14 protein-coding genes are annotated in these 14,850 nt (G+C 58.6%); 8 read left to right on the top strand and 6 right to left on the bottom strand.

Annotation, left to right across the window (positions count from 1 at the left end):
• Positions 1–39 precede the first annotated feature (39 nt).
• The 5 genes from ACEWZM_RS02720 to ACEWZM_RS02700 all read left to right on the top strand — a co-directional run bounded on the left by ACEWZM_RS02720 (position 40) and on the right by ACEWZM_RS02700 (position 3,396).
• Entirely contained in the window at positions 40–642 is a 603-nt protein-coding gene (locus ACEWZM_RS02720; RefSeq protein WP_414004985.1) for a VOC family protein, read from the top strand.
• On the top strand, positions 639–1,160 hold the full coding sequence (locus ACEWZM_RS02715; protein WP_414004984.1) for a GNAT family N-acetyltransferase: 522 nt from the start codon (positions 639–641) through the stop codon (positions 1,158–1,160). Before ACEWZM_RS02720 ends, ACEWZM_RS02715 begins: the two co-directional genes overlap by 4 nt.
• Positions 1,161–1,169: 9 nt before the next feature.
• Complete coding sequence (locus tag ACEWZM_RS02710) at positions 1,170–1,868, top strand: TerB family tellurite resistance protein (RefSeq protein WP_414004983.1); 699 nt, start codon at positions 1,170–1,172, stop codon at positions 1,866–1,868.
• Positions 1,849–2,844 (top strand): endonuclease/exonuclease/phosphatase family protein, encoded by a 996-nt coding sequence (locus ACEWZM_RS02705; RefSeq protein ID WP_414007936.1) that lies wholly within the window; start codon positions 1,849–1,851, stop codon positions 2,842–2,844. Before ACEWZM_RS02710 ends, ACEWZM_RS02705 begins: the two co-directional genes overlap by 20 nt.
• Before the next feature lie 123 nt (positions 2,845–2,967).
• Positions 2,968–3,396 (top strand): hypothetical protein, encoded by a 429-nt coding sequence (locus tag ACEWZM_RS02700; RefSeq protein ID WP_414004982.1) that lies wholly within the window; start codon positions 2,968–2,970, stop codon positions 3,394–3,396.
• Positions 3,397–3,451: 55 nt separating this feature from the next.
• Here the strand turns inward: ACEWZM_RS02700 and ACEWZM_RS02695 are convergent, their stop codons facing one another.
• The 3 genes from ACEWZM_RS02695 to ACEWZM_RS02685 are packed head-to-tail and all read right to left on the bottom strand — an operon-like array spanning position 3,452 to position 6,883.
• On the bottom strand, positions 3,452–4,996 hold the full coding sequence (locus ACEWZM_RS02695) for a Ppx/GppA family phosphatase (protein WP_414004981.1): 1,545 nt from the start codon (positions 4,994–4,996) through the stop codon (positions 3,452–3,454).
• Positions 4,997–5,044: 48 nt separating this feature from the next.
• Positions 5,045–5,806, bottom strand: a complete 762-nt coding sequence (locus ACEWZM_RS02690) for a P-loop NTPase family protein (protein WP_414004980.1) — start codon at positions 5,804–5,806, stop codon at positions 5,045–5,047.
• A gap of 9 nt (positions 5,807–5,815) precedes the next feature.
• The gene (locus ACEWZM_RS02685; protein ID WP_414004979.1) at positions 5,816–6,883 is read right to left on the bottom strand and encodes an AI-2E family transporter; all 1,068 of its coding nucleotides are present in this window, start codon (positions 6,881–6,883) and stop codon (positions 5,816–5,818) included.
• A 285-nt stretch (positions 6,884–7,168) separates the two neighbouring features.
• Here ACEWZM_RS02685 and proS point away from each other — a divergent pair, with 285 nt between their 5' ends.
• The 3 genes from proS (at position 7,169) to ACEWZM_RS02670 (ending at position 10,801) form a co-directional block, all read left to right on the top strand.
• Positions 7,169–8,524 (top strand): proline--tRNA ligase, encoded by a 1,356-nt coding sequence (gene proS / locus ACEWZM_RS02680; protein WP_414007935.1) that lies wholly within the window; start codon positions 7,169–7,171, stop codon positions 8,522–8,524.
• 254 nt (positions 8,525–8,778) lie between these two features.
• Positions 8,779–10,071, top strand: coding sequence for a lipoprotein-releasing ABC transporter permease subunit (locus ACEWZM_RS02675; protein ID WP_414004978.1), 1,293 nt, complete (start codon positions 8,779–8,781; stop codon positions 10,069–10,071).
• A 31-nt stretch (positions 10,072–10,102) separates the two neighbouring features.
• Positions 10,103–10,801: an ABC transporter ATP-binding protein gene (locus ACEWZM_RS02670; RefSeq protein WP_414007934.1), complete on the top strand. Its 699-nt coding sequence runs from the start codon at positions 10,103–10,105 to the stop codon at positions 10,799–10,801.
• 9 nt (positions 10,802–10,810) lie between these two features.
• Here the strand turns inward: ACEWZM_RS02670 and ACEWZM_RS02665 are convergent, their stop codons facing one another.
• From ACEWZM_RS02665 to ACEWZM_RS02655, 3 genes are all read right to left on the bottom strand, one after another.
• Entirely contained in the window at positions 10,811–11,512 is a 702-nt protein-coding gene (locus ACEWZM_RS02665; protein ID WP_414004977.1) for a hypothetical protein, read from the bottom strand.
• 76 nt (positions 11,513–11,588) lie between these two features.
• Complete coding sequence (locus tag ACEWZM_RS02660; protein WP_414004976.1) at positions 11,589–13,670, bottom strand: molybdopterin-dependent oxidoreductase; 2,082 nt, start codon at positions 13,668–13,670, stop codon at positions 11,589–11,591.
• Positions 13,671–13,783: 113 nt separating this feature from the next.
• Positions 13,784–14,536 carry a hypothetical protein gene (locus ACEWZM_RS02655; RefSeq protein WP_414004975.1) on the bottom strand — a complete coding sequence of 251 codons (753 nt, stop codon included), beginning with the start codon at positions 14,534–14,536 and terminating at the stop codon, positions 13,784–13,786.
• Positions 14,537–14,850: the final 314 nt, after the last annotated feature.

The raw sequence follows: 14,850 nt of genomic DNA, 5'->3' as shown, positions 1-14,850 counted from the left end.
CTTGTGGCTAGTCTCACCGCCGATAACGGAGAGCATGTTATGAAACTGGATCACTTGGCTGTTGCGGCCGATACGCTGGAAGAGGCGATCGCCCATGTGGAGGAGAGCCTTGGTGTGAAGATGCAGCCCGGTGGGGTGCATCCGGTGTTTGCCACCCATAATCACCTGCTTGGTCTGGCTGATGGTCTTTACCTCGAAGCCATTGCGATTGACCCAAGCGCTGAACCGCAGCGCAGCCCGCGTTGGTTTGATCTAGACGGTCGTCGCGGCCCTGCACGACTGACCAATTGGATATGTCGTTGTGAGGATCTGGCGGCCGCGCTGGCTAAGGCACCCGAAGGCACAGGCGAGATTGTTGATCTGCAGCGGGGCGCGTTGCGGTGGCAGATGGCGGTGCCGCAGAGTGGATGCTTGCCGTTTGACAATCTTTTCCCGGCGCTCATGCAATGGCATAGCCCGCACCCGGCCTCAGCGCTGATCCAGCAAGGTTGCACTCTGCGCCACTTGCATCTGTCGCATCCCGAGGGGGCGGCGTTGGCCGATGCATTACCACTGACTGATCCGCGGGTAACCATCCATGTCGGCCCTGCTGGATTTGAGGCGGAATTTGACACGCCCCATGGTCAACGCGTGTTGCGATGATCATCCGCCCAGCAAACGCTACGGATGCCGAGGAGGTTTGCGCCATCGCCAATTGGGTGATCCGTGACACCCTGGCGACCTTTAACACCGTTGAAAAGACGCTGGATCAGGTGCGAGCGCAGATCAGCGAGGCTCAGGGCACATATCTGGTGGCGGAACAGGACGGTGTGATACTGGGTCATGCGTATTACTTCCCGTTTCGCTCAGGCCCCGGTTATCGTTTCACCGCGGAGCATACGATCCACCTGCTGCGGGATGCACAGGGTCAGGGGGCGGGGCGCAGCCTGATGCAGGCGCTGGAGGAGACAGCAAAAGATGCAGGGATACATGTTTTGATCGCCAGCGTCAGCAGTGCCAATCCTATTGCCATCGCCTTTCATGCAGCTCTTGGATACAGCGAGACGGCACGGATGCCTGAACTTGGCTGCAAGAATGGCCTCTGGTTGGACACTGTTTTCATGCAGAAAATTCTGACGCCGGGTATTCCTGCCCCTGACAGTCCGACCAAAGCGCGGTAGTCTCAACCCATGTCACTCTGGACCCGCATCACCGAAGCGCTCTCTGCACTGGCCTCTGGCCAGAGCCTGAGCGAGGTTTTTGACAGTCTGCGCGCCCCGCCCGAACGCACCGTTGCCTTTGCCATCGCGGTGATCGCACTTGGTGCCAAAATGGCCAAAGCAGATGGGCAGGTCACCCGCGATGAGGTTGCGGCCTTTCGCGAAGTATTCCAGATCGCGCGGGAAGATGAGGCGGGTGCCGCACGGGTGTTTGATCTCGCCCGGACAGATGTTGCCGGCTATCAGGACTATGCGGCGCGCATCCAGAAAATGTTTGCCAATGATCCACAGACGCTTTGTGATCTGATGGAAGGGCTGTTCCATATTGCCATGGCTGACGGATTCTACCATCCGGGCGAGAATGAATTTCTGTCCGAGGTAAGTCGTATCTTTGGACAGAGTGAGCAACAGTTCATGGCGCTGCGCGCGCGGTTCGTAGCGGATGCGCCCCGTGATCCCTTTGCGGTGCTGGGCATCTCGCCCGATATGCCGCGAGACGAAATCCGCAGTCACTGGCGCAAGCTGGTGCGTGAAACCCATCCCGATGCAATGATGGCCCGCGGTGTTCCGGAAGAGGCCGTTCGACTGGCCGAAAAACGGATGATCGATATCAACCGTGCTTGGGACGAGATCAATGGATGCAGTGGCTATGCGGCTCGTAACCTATAACGTTGAATGGTTTGCCTCGTTGTTCGACGACGAGGATCAATTGCTGCTGGACGGTGGCAGATCCGGTCGCCACGGGGTAAACCGCGAGACACAGGTGCGCGCACTTGCGCAGGTGTTTCAGCAACTGGATGCCGACGGCATCATGATCATTGAGGCACCGGATACCAACCGTCACCGCAAGACGGTGCAGGCGTTGCAACTGTTCGCAACAGAGGCCGGGCTGCGCACCAACAAAGCCGAGATCGGTTACGCAAATGACACCCAGCAGGAGATCGCGTTTCTCTATGATCCGAAGGTTCTGACAGCGGTGCATGCCCCGATCGAAAGCGCCGAAGCCCCCCGGTTCGACAATGTCTTTCACATCGATCTGGACATCGATGCAAAAAAGGATGCGGTGCGGTTCTCTAAACCTCCTTTAGAACTTACCGTAACGACGCGGTCGGGCAGGGAGGTTTCTCTGATAGGTGCGCATCTGAAATCCAAAGCACCGCATGGTGCAAAGTCTGATGACCACGCCGTCAGCCTGTCAATCGCCAACCGGCGTAAGCAGCTGGCGCAAGCAATCTGGTTGCGTCGCCGGGTTGAGCAGCTTTTGGCCGATGGCAGGGATGTCATTGTCATGGGGGATCTCAACGACGGACCGGGGCTGGATCAATACGAACAATTGTTCAACCGCTCGTCGGTGGAGATCGTGATGGAACAGGATCTTTATGATCCCAACGCGCACAGTCTGCTGCAGCCTAGGCTGCGTGTGATGCCCAGTTCCGCGCGCTTCTATAGCAGCGAATCCAAGCGGTATTTCAGTGCCTTGCTGGACTATATCATGGTGTCATCGAGACTGCGGCAACCGTCACAAAACTGGCGGATCTGGCACCCGTTCGAGGATGCTATTTGCTATGAGAACACTGACCTGCGCGAGGCTTTGTTGATGGCGTCTGATCACTTCCCGGTCAGTCTGGATCTGGATCTGGAATGAGTGTCACGCGGGTGGATTTCCGCTGTTCCCGTGCTTTGGCAAGCTTGTATCAGCTTCAATCCTGACATGTTTCACCTATATTGACTGCAGCCGATCCCTGTACAAAGCAAAGGGGGCAATCAGATGATGCCTTGGTTTCGAATAACACCGCAACTGACCCCTGTCTTGGTCCTTGGTGGAGCGCTGATGCTGCCGCTAAGTGCACCGCTGCAAGCCGAAAGCGGGCCCTCGCAGAATAACGAAGGCGGCAGCCTGATGCAGCGCGGAGCAGAGCTGTTCTGGGAAGGTCTGCGTGAGGAAATAGCGCCTGCCCTTGACGATCTGCAGTCGCTTGCAGATGAATTCGGACCTAGTTTCCGTGGGTTTATGTCCGAGATGGGCCCCGCGCTTGCGGATATCGCTGATAAAGTTGAAGACTGGAGCGTGTATGAACGCCCCGAAATCCTGCCCAATGGCGATATCATCATCCGGCGCAAGCCTGAGGTCGCGCCAGAGGCCTCCCCTGAAGACACTCCAGCGCCAGATCTGCCCGAAGGCCCCACGGACATTTGAATAGACATCCCGTGATCTGATCCGGACGGTCGATCTGCGGAGTATTGTGGGAGGATTATTTGGAGATCTTTACCCGCACCTCCGCTTCGAGAGATCGAGCGAGAGAGGCCAGCCGCACCTCAGCGACTTCGCTGAACAGAGGTTCCGCCTCTCGGGGTAGCTCCAGCAGCAGATGTTTCTTGCGCGGCTGCCAGACTAGTTTGCCGATATTGCCATCCTTACTGACCATCAGCATGGCGCCAAACCGCATCGCCTTACCCAGGATTTCGGCTTCTTTTTTGCCGCGATCATCCAGCAGATCATAGAGGTATTCGAACGGCGTGCCTTGCCGCTTGTTTCGATAGCGATGCAACAGAGCCAACCCCAGAAACACCCGTTCGGAGTGTTTAAGCCCGCCAAGATTGGCGCGGGTGGCATTATCGAAACAGACCTCCGCACGATAGTCCGGGTGGGCACGCCAACTGACGTCATGCAGCAGGCAGGCGGCCTTCACCAACCGGGTTTTGGCGTGGTCAGATGACTTAAACAGCGGTGTGACAAACTCATAAAGCGTGCGGCCAAAACCGGGGATGCGGGCATCCTTCATCTCGGCAAAGCGGCTGGCCTCAATCAATGGATCCCGGTTGCGCAGTCGCTGCGGCATCTGCTCATAGAGCAGACCTTCGCGGATCCCATAGCTTGAGACGGCTATATCCTTGGGTTTGAAGGTCTTGACCAGGCGAGACAGCACATCAACCGCATATGGCACCAGAGACATACGTGCGCTGGAGATATCACATTCGACGCGCAACTCCTCCAGATCCCGGCTCTCGATGTATCGCAGGGTTTCGCGGACTGCCTGCGCATTCATGCGGTATTCATGCAGCACGCGCAGGGGGTAACCCTGTCGCGCCATATCGATACGCGCAATCGCCCGCCAGCTGCCACCAACCAGAAACAGTCGGTCGTTTTGCTGGCCCATTTCGGCACGCAGTTTCTCCATCACCTCGGTGATATGTGCCTTGCGGCCGCGTTTGCCGCCGGGAATGTCGCGCAGCTTCAACGGACCCAGTGAGGAGGTCACGCGCTTGCCGATTTCGCCGTCGTGCATCTCGGCCAGTTCCATGGAGGAGCCGCCAATATCGCAGACTAACCCATAAGAGCCGGGCCAGCCCAACAAGACGCCCTGCGCCGATAGGCGGGCCTCTTCCTGGCCGTCAATAATCCAGATCTTGAGGCCAGTTTCCCGCAGAACCTCATCGCAGAACTCTTGCCCGTCGCTGGCATCCCGCACCGCGGCTGTGGCCACCACCGATAGCGGCGGCATGTCCATGCCTTTGGCCAGATGCTGGAACCGGCGCAGGGCCGCCAATGCACGGACGCGCCCCTCGGGGTTCAGGCGGCGGGTTTCCGACAGGCCAGCCCCCAATGCGCACATGATCTTTTCATTGTAGAAATAGGCAGGGCTACGGGCGGCGCCGTCAAAAATCACCATCCGGACCGAGTTGGAGCCGACGTCAACGACGCCCACCCGCGATAGCGCGCGCGCGCCGGGATCGTCAAACAGGGGGCGGCCAAATGGCTCCCAATCAGCAGTGGCAGGCTCCGGTGTCACGTGCATATTGGCTCCGTTACATATTCGTCAGGATGGGGGATTGGGATCAACGGGTCAATCGTCGGCTGCGGCTGGGCCTGTGGAGACAGGGCTGAAAAGCTGCGGATCTACAGGCTGTACGTCATCTATGCCACACGACGGCAGCTCGGAGCGGTCAGACATAAGTTCCACCGCGAGCAAACGAGAGACCATCCGGCCTTCGGTCAGCGACAGACGGTCCAGTTCTTCGACGATTTGCGAGGCGGCGGCAAAGGAACGGTCCATATGCGCCACCAGATAGGGGATTACATCTGGTTTTGGGGTGATCTGACGGTCGTTGAACAGTTTGGCCAGCACCACGGATAACAATGCATCATCGGCGGGTTGCAGCTGGGCATGGTGTGCGCCGTCGATCCGGCTTTGCAGATCAGGCAGTGACATGCCCCATAGATGGGGCGCGGCCCGCCCCGTCAGCATCAAGGCATGACCGTTGGCAAGGACCAGATTATGGAGGTGAAACAAGGCATCCTGTGCCTCGGCTGATGCGGCGATATCGGGCACATCTTCGATCGCGATGGGACCATCGGCCAATTGCGGCACATCGGCCGTGGTCAAGGCGCGGGCGGGCAGGATCCGCGCGCCTGAATGGCTAGCCCAGACATGCACCAGATGGGTTTTGCCGGACCGTTTTGGCCCGCTCAGCACCAGCTTTCCACCGGGCCATGCAAAAGAGGGGTCTAACATAGCCACAGCCATTGCATTGGAGGGGGCTACAAAAAAGTCATCCCGCCCAAGTGCTGGTTTCGCAGGGAGATCAAAGCTCAGCTGTTGTGCCATGAGTGAAGGTCAGTCCGCGTCGTGATGGGCTTTGCCCTGATAGAGCCGACTGTCCAGATACTGCTCAACGAAGAAACGTGCAATCACTCCAAGTGCGGCAGCAACAGGAACCGCGATCAACATGCCGACAAAGCCAAACAATGCGCCAAAAACCGACAGCGCCAGGAGCAGCCAGACCGGATGCAGGCCAACCGAGCTGCCGACCAGTTTGGGGGTAAGGAAATTGCCCTCGATCACCTGACCAATTGCAAAGATCCCTGCAACCATCCCAATGGACCACCAATCGCCCCAGAACTGGAAAAGCGCAAGACCAATGGCCAGCGCCCCGCCGATGAGAGCCCCCAAATAGGGGATGAAGGTTACAAGACCGGCAATGAAGCCCACTGCCAGGCCAAAGTTCAGCCCGACCAGCATCAACGCGACTGCGTAATAAGTGCCAAGGATCAGGCAGACGGTGCCCATGCCGCGAATGAATGACGCAAGTACTTTGTCGATCCGAGATGCCAGCTCACGAATGGTTGGGGCGTGATCGCGAGGCAGCAGCTCGTCAATGCGTTCTACCATGCGATCCCAATCCAACAGTAGGTACACCGCTACGACCGGTACGATCACAAACAGAACCAGCACATTGACCAGGGACACTGCGGAGCCGACGAGGCTTTGCAGCATGCCGATGGCTTTGGTTTGCAGGGTCTCGGCAATGGACGCGATGGTTTGTTGCGCACGGCTGCCTTCGTCAAACAGCGACGGGGCATGTTTCTGTGCAAATTCCCGAAGGTTCTGGAAGGCTTCGGGCAGCACTTTGGCCAGATCCAGCATTTGGTAGATCAGCGTTGGCACCACCACCAGCAGCATGATCACAAACACCAGCACAGCGCAGACAGTGATCGTGGCGGTTGCCGTGGTCCTGCTGAGGCCAAGTGCCTCAAGCCGGTCGGCAATCGGATCGATCAGATAAGCAATTGCGGCGCCCAGCACAAAGGGCAGCAGCACATGGCCGAGTGCCCAGAGCACCACGGCAATTACCAGAGCGACGATCCCCCAGTATTTCATCTGTTTCTGTGCGGGAAGAGCCATGGGTGTGTCCTTGCTGTCAGCCCGAGCCTGTGGCGCGTGTTTGGCTCAAGTCTTCGCCGATGCGCCCCGATGATGCAACAGATGATGCGCAGGTGATTCATTGCGAAATGCTGTGCGTTTGCCGTGTGACCCATGTTTCTTGTCGTATCTACCGTTTCGTATCTACAGGGGCGATCAAAGCGATGAGAGGTGATTGCAGATGGTGACAGCTGGCAAAGTGCGATTGCCTGAGGCGCGCCGATGGCTTAGACCGCTTGAGAACCCAGATTGATGAATGAGACCGCCATGCGCCTGTCCCGCTATTTCCTGCCTGTTCTCAAAGAGAACCCCTCCGAGGCCCAGATCGTCAGCCACCGCTATATGTTGCGGGCCGGTATGATCAAGCAATCAGCCGCCGGGATCTATTCCTGGCTGCCCTTGGGCTTCAAAGTGCTGAAGAAGATCGAAACGATCATCCACGACGAGCAGATGCGTGCGGGCCATATTCCGATGCTGATGCCGACGCTGCAATCAGCGGATTTGTGGAAAGAATCTGGCCGCTATGAAGCCTATGGCCAGGAAATGCTGCGGATCAAGGATCGGCACGATCGCGATATGCTGTTCACCCCGACGGCTGAAGAGTTGATCACCGACATCTTCCGCAGCCATGTCGGCAGCTACAAAGATCTGCCACTGACCATGTATCAGATCCAATGGAAGTTCCGCGACGAGATCCGGCCTCGTTTCGGGGTCATGCGCGGCCGCGAATTCTACATGAAGGACGGTTATAACTTTGACCTGACCAAAGAGGATGCGCTGCATGCCTACAACCGCCATCTGGTCAGCTACCTGCGCTCATACGAGCGCATGGGGCTGCAGGCGATCCCGATGCGCGCGGATGGTGGTCCGATCGGTGGCGACTACACCCATGAATTCCTGGTTCTGGCGGACACGGGCGAAAGCGAAGTCTTCTATGACAGTGCTGTCACCGATCTGACGTTTGGTGATCGCGAGATCGACTATGATAGCGTTGAGCAGTGTCAGGGCGTTCTGGAGGAGTTTACTTCCAAATATGCCCGCACGGATGAGACCCATGAGGAGGCGCTGTTCAACGAGGTGCCCGAGGATCGCCGCCGGGTGGCCCGCGGTATCGAAGTTGGTCAGATTTTCTATTTTGGTACGAAATACTCCGAAGCATTGGGCGCAAATGTCCAGGGGCCGGATGGCAAGCAATCACCTGTCCACATGGGCAGCCACGGTATTGGCGTCTCCCGCCTGCTAGGGGCCATCATCGAGGCCAGCCATGATGACAAGGGCATTATCTGGCCCGAAGGTGTGACCCCCTTCCACTGCGGGATCGTTAACCTGAAGCAGGGCGACGATGAGGCGGATGCGGCGTGCGAAAGCCTGTATAAAGCATTGACCATCGCAGGGCTGGAGCCGCTCTATGACGACCGTAAGGAACGAGCTGGCGGTAAATTTGCCTCCATGGACCTGATCGGTTTGCCTTGGCGTATCACTGTCGGCCCACGTGGTCTGAAGAATGGCGTTGTTGAGCTGACCTCCCGCCGCACTGGCGAAAGCGAAGAGCTCTCACCCGAGGCCGCAGTGAGAAAGATCATCGAGATCTATGCGAACCATCAGACCGGTCGCGGGTTCTGAAGGCGAGCTGACGCCTGTTAGACAATTAGACGGCCTGCGTATCATTCCGGTGGACGCGGGCCGTTATGTTCTTGTGCCGCATTGTTTTGAGGAATTCGGCCCGTTTTCTTATGTAAAATATTCCAGCGTGTCCTGAAACTGAGGGCTGAGATACCACGCGGCCGGGCGGGGAATACTGCCGGGGGCGAAACCAGATCTTGACCCGAGGCCCTAGTCGGCACAGGTTGCGCTGAAATTTCCGGGGCAGGACAATTATGGCCACACCACTACCGTTTTCGCGTTTTGAATGGCTGATCGCCTGGCGTTACCTCAGGGCGCGCCGCGCCGAAGGGGGTGTCAGCGTGATGACCTGGATCAGTCTCGTTGGGATTGCGCTGGCTGTTTTTGCCCTGATTGCAACATTGGCGGTGCGCACGGGCTTTCGCTCGGAGTTCGTGGGAACGATCCTTGGCGCAAATGCTCATGTGACGCTGTATTCGCACGGGCAAGTCACGGAGCAAGGCCAGCTGGACCGCAAGTTGACAGATTATGATGCGCTGGCAGCGCAGGTAACAACGGTTCCGGGGGTGATCCGTGCTGCGCCGCTGATCAAGGGTCAGGTGATGGCCAGCCTGCGCCAGCGCAGTGCCGGAGTCGAGGTGTTTGGTATTTCGGCGGCTAATATTGCCACCCTCCCGGGCGTTGCCGAGAGTGAGACTGCTATTGGCGATCTGTCGCGTTTTGACGAAGGTGTGGCGCTGGGCTCGGGCGTCGCGCGTGAGTTGGGCCTGCAGGTTGGCGACCGGATCAAGCTGATTTCGCCCAACGGAGTAAAGACCGCCTTTGGCACCAGCCCGCGCGTCAATGCCTATGAGGTGGTCTATGTTTTCACGGCCGGGCGATATGACATCGACCGCACCCGGCTCTACATGCCATTTGCCGAGGCGCAGAGCTATTTCAATCGCGAAGGTTTTGCGGATGAGATCGAGGTGATGGTGGAAGATCCGGAAGCCGTTGATCGTATGGTGCTGCCGCTGCTGCAGGCCGGAGATCAGGTGGTTTCGGGCATCGGCGTCTGGACCTGGCGCGATGCATCGGGTGGGTTCCTGCGCGCACTGGAGGTTGAGGACAATGTGATGTTTATCATCCTGTCGATCCTGGTGTTGATTGCGACGATGAATATTGTCTCAGGTCTGATCATGCTGGTGAAAAATAAGGGTCGCGATATTGGCATCCTGCGAACCATAGGGCTCAGCGAAGGATCAGTGATGCGGGTGTTTTTCTTATGCGGGGCCTGTACCGGTGTGGTGGGCACGGCATTGGGGGTTGTTCTCGGCTGTCTCTTTGCGATCTACATCGATCCGATTTTTTCCTTTGTGAACTTTGTGATGGGTGGTGGCGTCTGGGATCCCGCGATCCGTGGCATTTACGCGCTGCCCGCTGAATTGCGATTGGCGGATGTCCTGTCTGCAGTGTCGTTATCGTTGACGCTGTCGTTTTTTATTACGATCTTTCCGGCCCGCCGGGCTGCACGCATGAACCCGGTGGAGGCGCTACGTTATGAGTGATTCCGAGATGCAGAAAGACGTGACGAAAGATATGCGCCAATCGACAAGCGTGGCGGTATTAGAGTTGAGCCAGGTTGGTAAATCTTACAACCACGGCCTGCCGACGCAGGTAGATGTGCTGAGCGATATCGATCTGACCGTAGCCCCGGGTGAGATCGTGGCATTGGTCGCTCCCTCCGGGGCCGGCAAATCAACACTGCTGCATACTGCCGGGCTGTTGGACACCCCAGATCGCGGCACGGTGCAGATCAACGGGCAGGCTCTGACCGATAAATCAGAGCGCCGCCGCACCGCGGTGCGGCGTCAGGACGTGGGGTTTGTCTATCAGTTCCACCATTTGCTGGCAGAGTTTACGGCCTTGGAAAACATCATGTTGCCGCAGCTGGCCAATGGCACCAGCCCAGCACAGGCTGAACACCGAGCGCAGGAACTTTTGGCACGCGTCGGCCTGAAGGATCGCGCGGGGCACCGGCCTGCGGCCATGTCCGGTGGCGAGCAACAACGCGTTGCATTTTGCCGGGCCTTGGCGAATGGTCCGCGCCTTCTGCTGGCGGATGAGCCGACAGGCAATCTGGATCCGGGCACTGCCGATCAGGTCTTTGAGGCGCTGATGGAACTGGTTGCCGCCACCGGCATGGCGGCGTTGATTGCCACTCACAACTTTGAACTGGCGCAACGTATGGACCGGGTGGTGCGGTTGGATGGCGGTAAATTACACGCTGGGCTGTGATGGTTTTGTTCAGGTGCAGATGCCGGTCAGCTCAGCGTCTTTCCACGGCAGGTAGACATCGCTTTCGCGGTTCTGCGGCAGATCGGAGACGGGCATTGCGGCCTTGAGCATATCGTGCAGCCGTTTGGTGCGCCCGCCGGTCGGGTCCAGCGCCCGGCAGCATACATATTCCTCTACAATTGCGCCCTGTTGTTCATAGGCGTAATCGAGGAAGCGCTCCTTGCCTTTCAGCTCAAACAGATAAGGGTCATCCGTAGCCCGGTGCTCAGCGGCTGCGCGTAGCGGATGATAGCCGGTTTTGGCACGCTGCTGCCATTGCCAGACATGTGTGGCTTCATGAGCCAGCAACATCGCCTCTACCAGATAGAGCCGTTCGGGATAGGCGGGCATATAGTCGTCGATATACCAGTCGCGCACAAAAAGGATGCGGTTGAATAGCGCCAATGCTGCGGGAGAGGTGGTGACGATTTCGTCCTTGGCCGGCGGCAAAACGCGTTCGCGGCAGGTCACGCGCGGGCGTGGCTTACGGCGAAAGGTGATTTGCGACAGCGGGGCGCCTTTGACGATGCGCATCCGGTTCATATCAAGTTCAGTCCCATGGATGCGGGTCAGGAAGTGCTGTTCGCCATCCGACAGCGGCCTGCCACAGGATAGCAGGACAAGACAGCCCAGCAATAGACAGCCGACGGGAAGGCGGGAACCGGTGATCATAGCACCCACACTAGTGCAAGTCGTGCCGGGGTGGGAACTGGTTTTACGCGGTTTGAGAAGAGCGCAGCGGCGGCTGCTAGCTCGCGGCGCGGCGCACGTCCACAAAGGTCTCGTTATAGCAGGCACCATCCTCAGTATCGGTGCGGATATCTGCAGGGATCAGTGCATTCACTGTCAGACCGGTGGCACTGCTGGCGCGCCAAGTGCCTTTGGGGCTGTAGAGAACGCCGGGGCGGGTGGTATCACTTATTTTGAGGCGCAGGGTCACGACCCCTTGGGCGTTGAAGATCTCCAGAATATCTCCGTCGCAAAGGTTCTCGCTGGCTGCGTCCTGAGGGTGCATTTCCACCACCTCTGCCCCGTCAGAGGGCGGCTGGTCGCCAAAGGTGGCATTTGTGCGCTTGGCCGAGGAGGGCGTGATCAGCACAAAAGGCGCACTGCGGGGAACAGGATCATAGCGCGGCAGTCCAAAACCATAGCGGGCTTCGTAGCCGTCGCTGAACAGTTCGATCTTGCCCGAGGCGGTAGCTGGCGCGATTGTATCACATAGGATCGGTGCAGCCCCATCTGGTGCAGTGATTTCCAGTGCCTGATCCAAGGGGATTTCGCTCGGGCGAAGCCCTGCTAGCTGCGGGTGATCGTTGTCCAATGCCTGATCCATCAGCTCTGCATCGCTGGTCTGAAACAGCGGATCGTCATAGCCAAAGCGCGCGGCAAGGCGGCGGAAAATCTCGGTGTTGGGCAGGCTTTCACCCACCAGTGGGATCACAGGTGCTGCCCGTTGGAGGTAGTTCTGGCCATATGCGCCATAGACGTCGTCATATTCAAAATGGCTGGCGGCAGGCAGGATTACATCGCACATGCGCATTGAATCTGTCATCGCAACATCACTGCCAGCAATAAAGATGTCTTCCTGACTGAGCGCCTTGATCAGGCGGGCCTGGTCGGGGTGGGTCGCAACGGGGTTGTGGTTGTAGATCATTACGGCTTTGACCGGGATGCGCATGTTTTGATCCAGCAGTTTGCGCGCTACATCGAGAATGTTGAACACGCGGCTGTCCGGGTCGATCAGACGCGCGCCTTGTAATCTGTCCGTTGTTTTGGGCACCGCAAGGCCGGGTTTGGCGAGAACGCCAGCGCCCAGGCGACCGTGATGCCCCGTCAGTGCCTGCAACGCCATTGCCGCGCGCAGTCCAGAACCGCCAGAGCGGCCGCGCTCGATCCCGTTGCCAAGCGAGGTGGACATGCAGCTTGCCTGGGTTATCCAGTCAGCGAGCTGGTGGAACTCCGCCAGTGACAGACCACAAACCTCGACGACCTGATCAGGAGTATAGGCGCGGGCGGCGTGAAGATACTGATCTGCCCCCTTGATCCATTGGTCAATAAAGGCCTGGTCCAACGCATCACGGCGTTCCAGCTCAGCGGCCAGCGCCATGGCCAAGACGACATCTGTGCCCGGTATCAATTGCAGATGCAGGTCGCAGTGTTCAGCAATTTTGGTGCGTTTGGGGTCGATCACCACCAGCCGCGCGCCTTTGGCACGGATCTGTTTCAGAAGTGGGGCCATGTGCAGGTTGGAGACGGTGACATTGTTGCCCCAGACCAGCACCAGATCCGATTGCAACACCTGTTGCGGTGGCATCCCGGGGGCCGGTCCAAAGAGGCTCTCATAGGCGCCGCCACGCACCGCACCACACAGGGGGCCGCGGTTCAGCCGGGTCGCACCCATTTTGTAGAAGAACCGCCGGTCCATCGATCCGCCTGCCAGCTCGCCATGTGGACCCGCGTAGTTGAAAGGCAGCACCGATTGCGGGCCGTGGGCTGTGATCGCGCGTGTGAAACCTGCATGGATCAGATCCAGTGCCTCGTCCCAGCTGAACGGTTCATAGGTGCCGCTGCCACGTGGGCCGGTGCGACGTAGGGGGTGGGTCAGGCGATTGGGGCCGTGCACAAAGCCTGCAAAGCTGCGCATCACTTTGTTACAGACCACCGCGTCGGTCAGCGGATTGGCACGGGAGCCGCGCACAGATGTAATCTGGTCATCCGCGACGCCGACGGTCAGGCTGCAGGTGTCAGGACAGTCCAGTGGGCAGACGCTGGGGTGCTGCTTGACTGAGGGATCGGGCGACGAGGGGGCTGGGCTGGCGGTATCGCGCATGGCTGGGCTCGCAAATCAGGAGGAGGTAATCGCGAGCAGTGTAGCGGGAATTTTGACCTTGTCGAAATGGCCAGATTTGGACAATTTGATAAGGCCAAAACTCTGTGGTTGTCCTAACGCAGATCCACCACGGATTTGCCCAACCGAAAGGGCGCGGCAAAGGCCACCATGCAGAGTGCGAGGATCTGCAACACCAGAATATGGGCATTGGCCTGCAGGTATTCCCATTCTCGTTTCAGCTGGGTGATCTGGTCGATCAGCGCATCATAGGCGCGGGCTAGGATCAGAAAATCACCCGCAATCGCAGGCACCTTGCGCCGCAGCGTATTGACGGAAGTCTGCGTTGAGGTGTCCAGCGCGGTGAAGACGGTGAAGGCCGCCGGATCAAACGAATCTGCCCTAGCGGCCATCTCTTTCATTTCGCTGGTGTTTTCCGACCGGCCAAAGAGGGCTTGTAGCCCCTGCAACGGGGCCACCTGATCGGTCACCGCGATGAACAGCGGCAGATCGGCGTTGCCTGCGGTGGAGGCGGAGAGGAATTCGATCTTGTCGCAGAGGACCGCGATATCGCTGTCATAGGCGGGTTCGCAGAACCTGAGGCGGAAGCGCGCGGCATCGCGGTCAAAGGCCGAGGTGGCCGCATAGGCGATGTCGATCTGGCGCTCCAACCGCCCCGTGTCGGCCTTGTAAATTCCCGCCAGCACGGCAATCAGCGCGCCTATGCCGCCGAGAACCACCCAGCCCAGATCAGCAAGCCGCCAGACCCTGTGCCCCGCCGGTTTGCGCAGCAGGAAACCCGTCCCGACCAAGCCAATGCAAAAGCAGGCCAGGATCAAAAAGAACTGGTTGTCGGCGATAAAAATCATGGCGGCTCCTTGGGGCAGGGCATCTGTCGCAACAGTAGGAAGCCTGAAGGGGATCATGCAACAGGGGTGAAGGAAACGTGATCACTGTGGGTGTCTGGGCTGTATCAATTGAAGGATCACCAAGGCAGCCAGAGAGCCGGGGGGCAACACCTAATTGGAGCGCTGCACGGGCGGAGCCCCTCGCTGGTGTCCGCAGCTTTGGAAGGTCAGTTGCGAGGTGTTCGCTTGGGCCGCCAGGCCCGCGCCTGACCTTCCCGTCATGCCGGAGGCATGCTCTCAGCAGGGCGAAGGCGCATTCGCGCCTCCCCTAGTTC

The organism is Phaeobacter cretensis (assembly GCF_047372505.1).
GTDB classification, from domain to species: Bacteria; Pseudomonadota; Alphaproteobacteria; order Rhodobacterales; family Rhodobacteraceae; genus Phaeobacter; species Phaeobacter cretensis.
The sequence above is the reverse complement of the archived record's forward strand: the minus strand, read 5'-3'. Positions and strand labels throughout refer to the sequence as shown.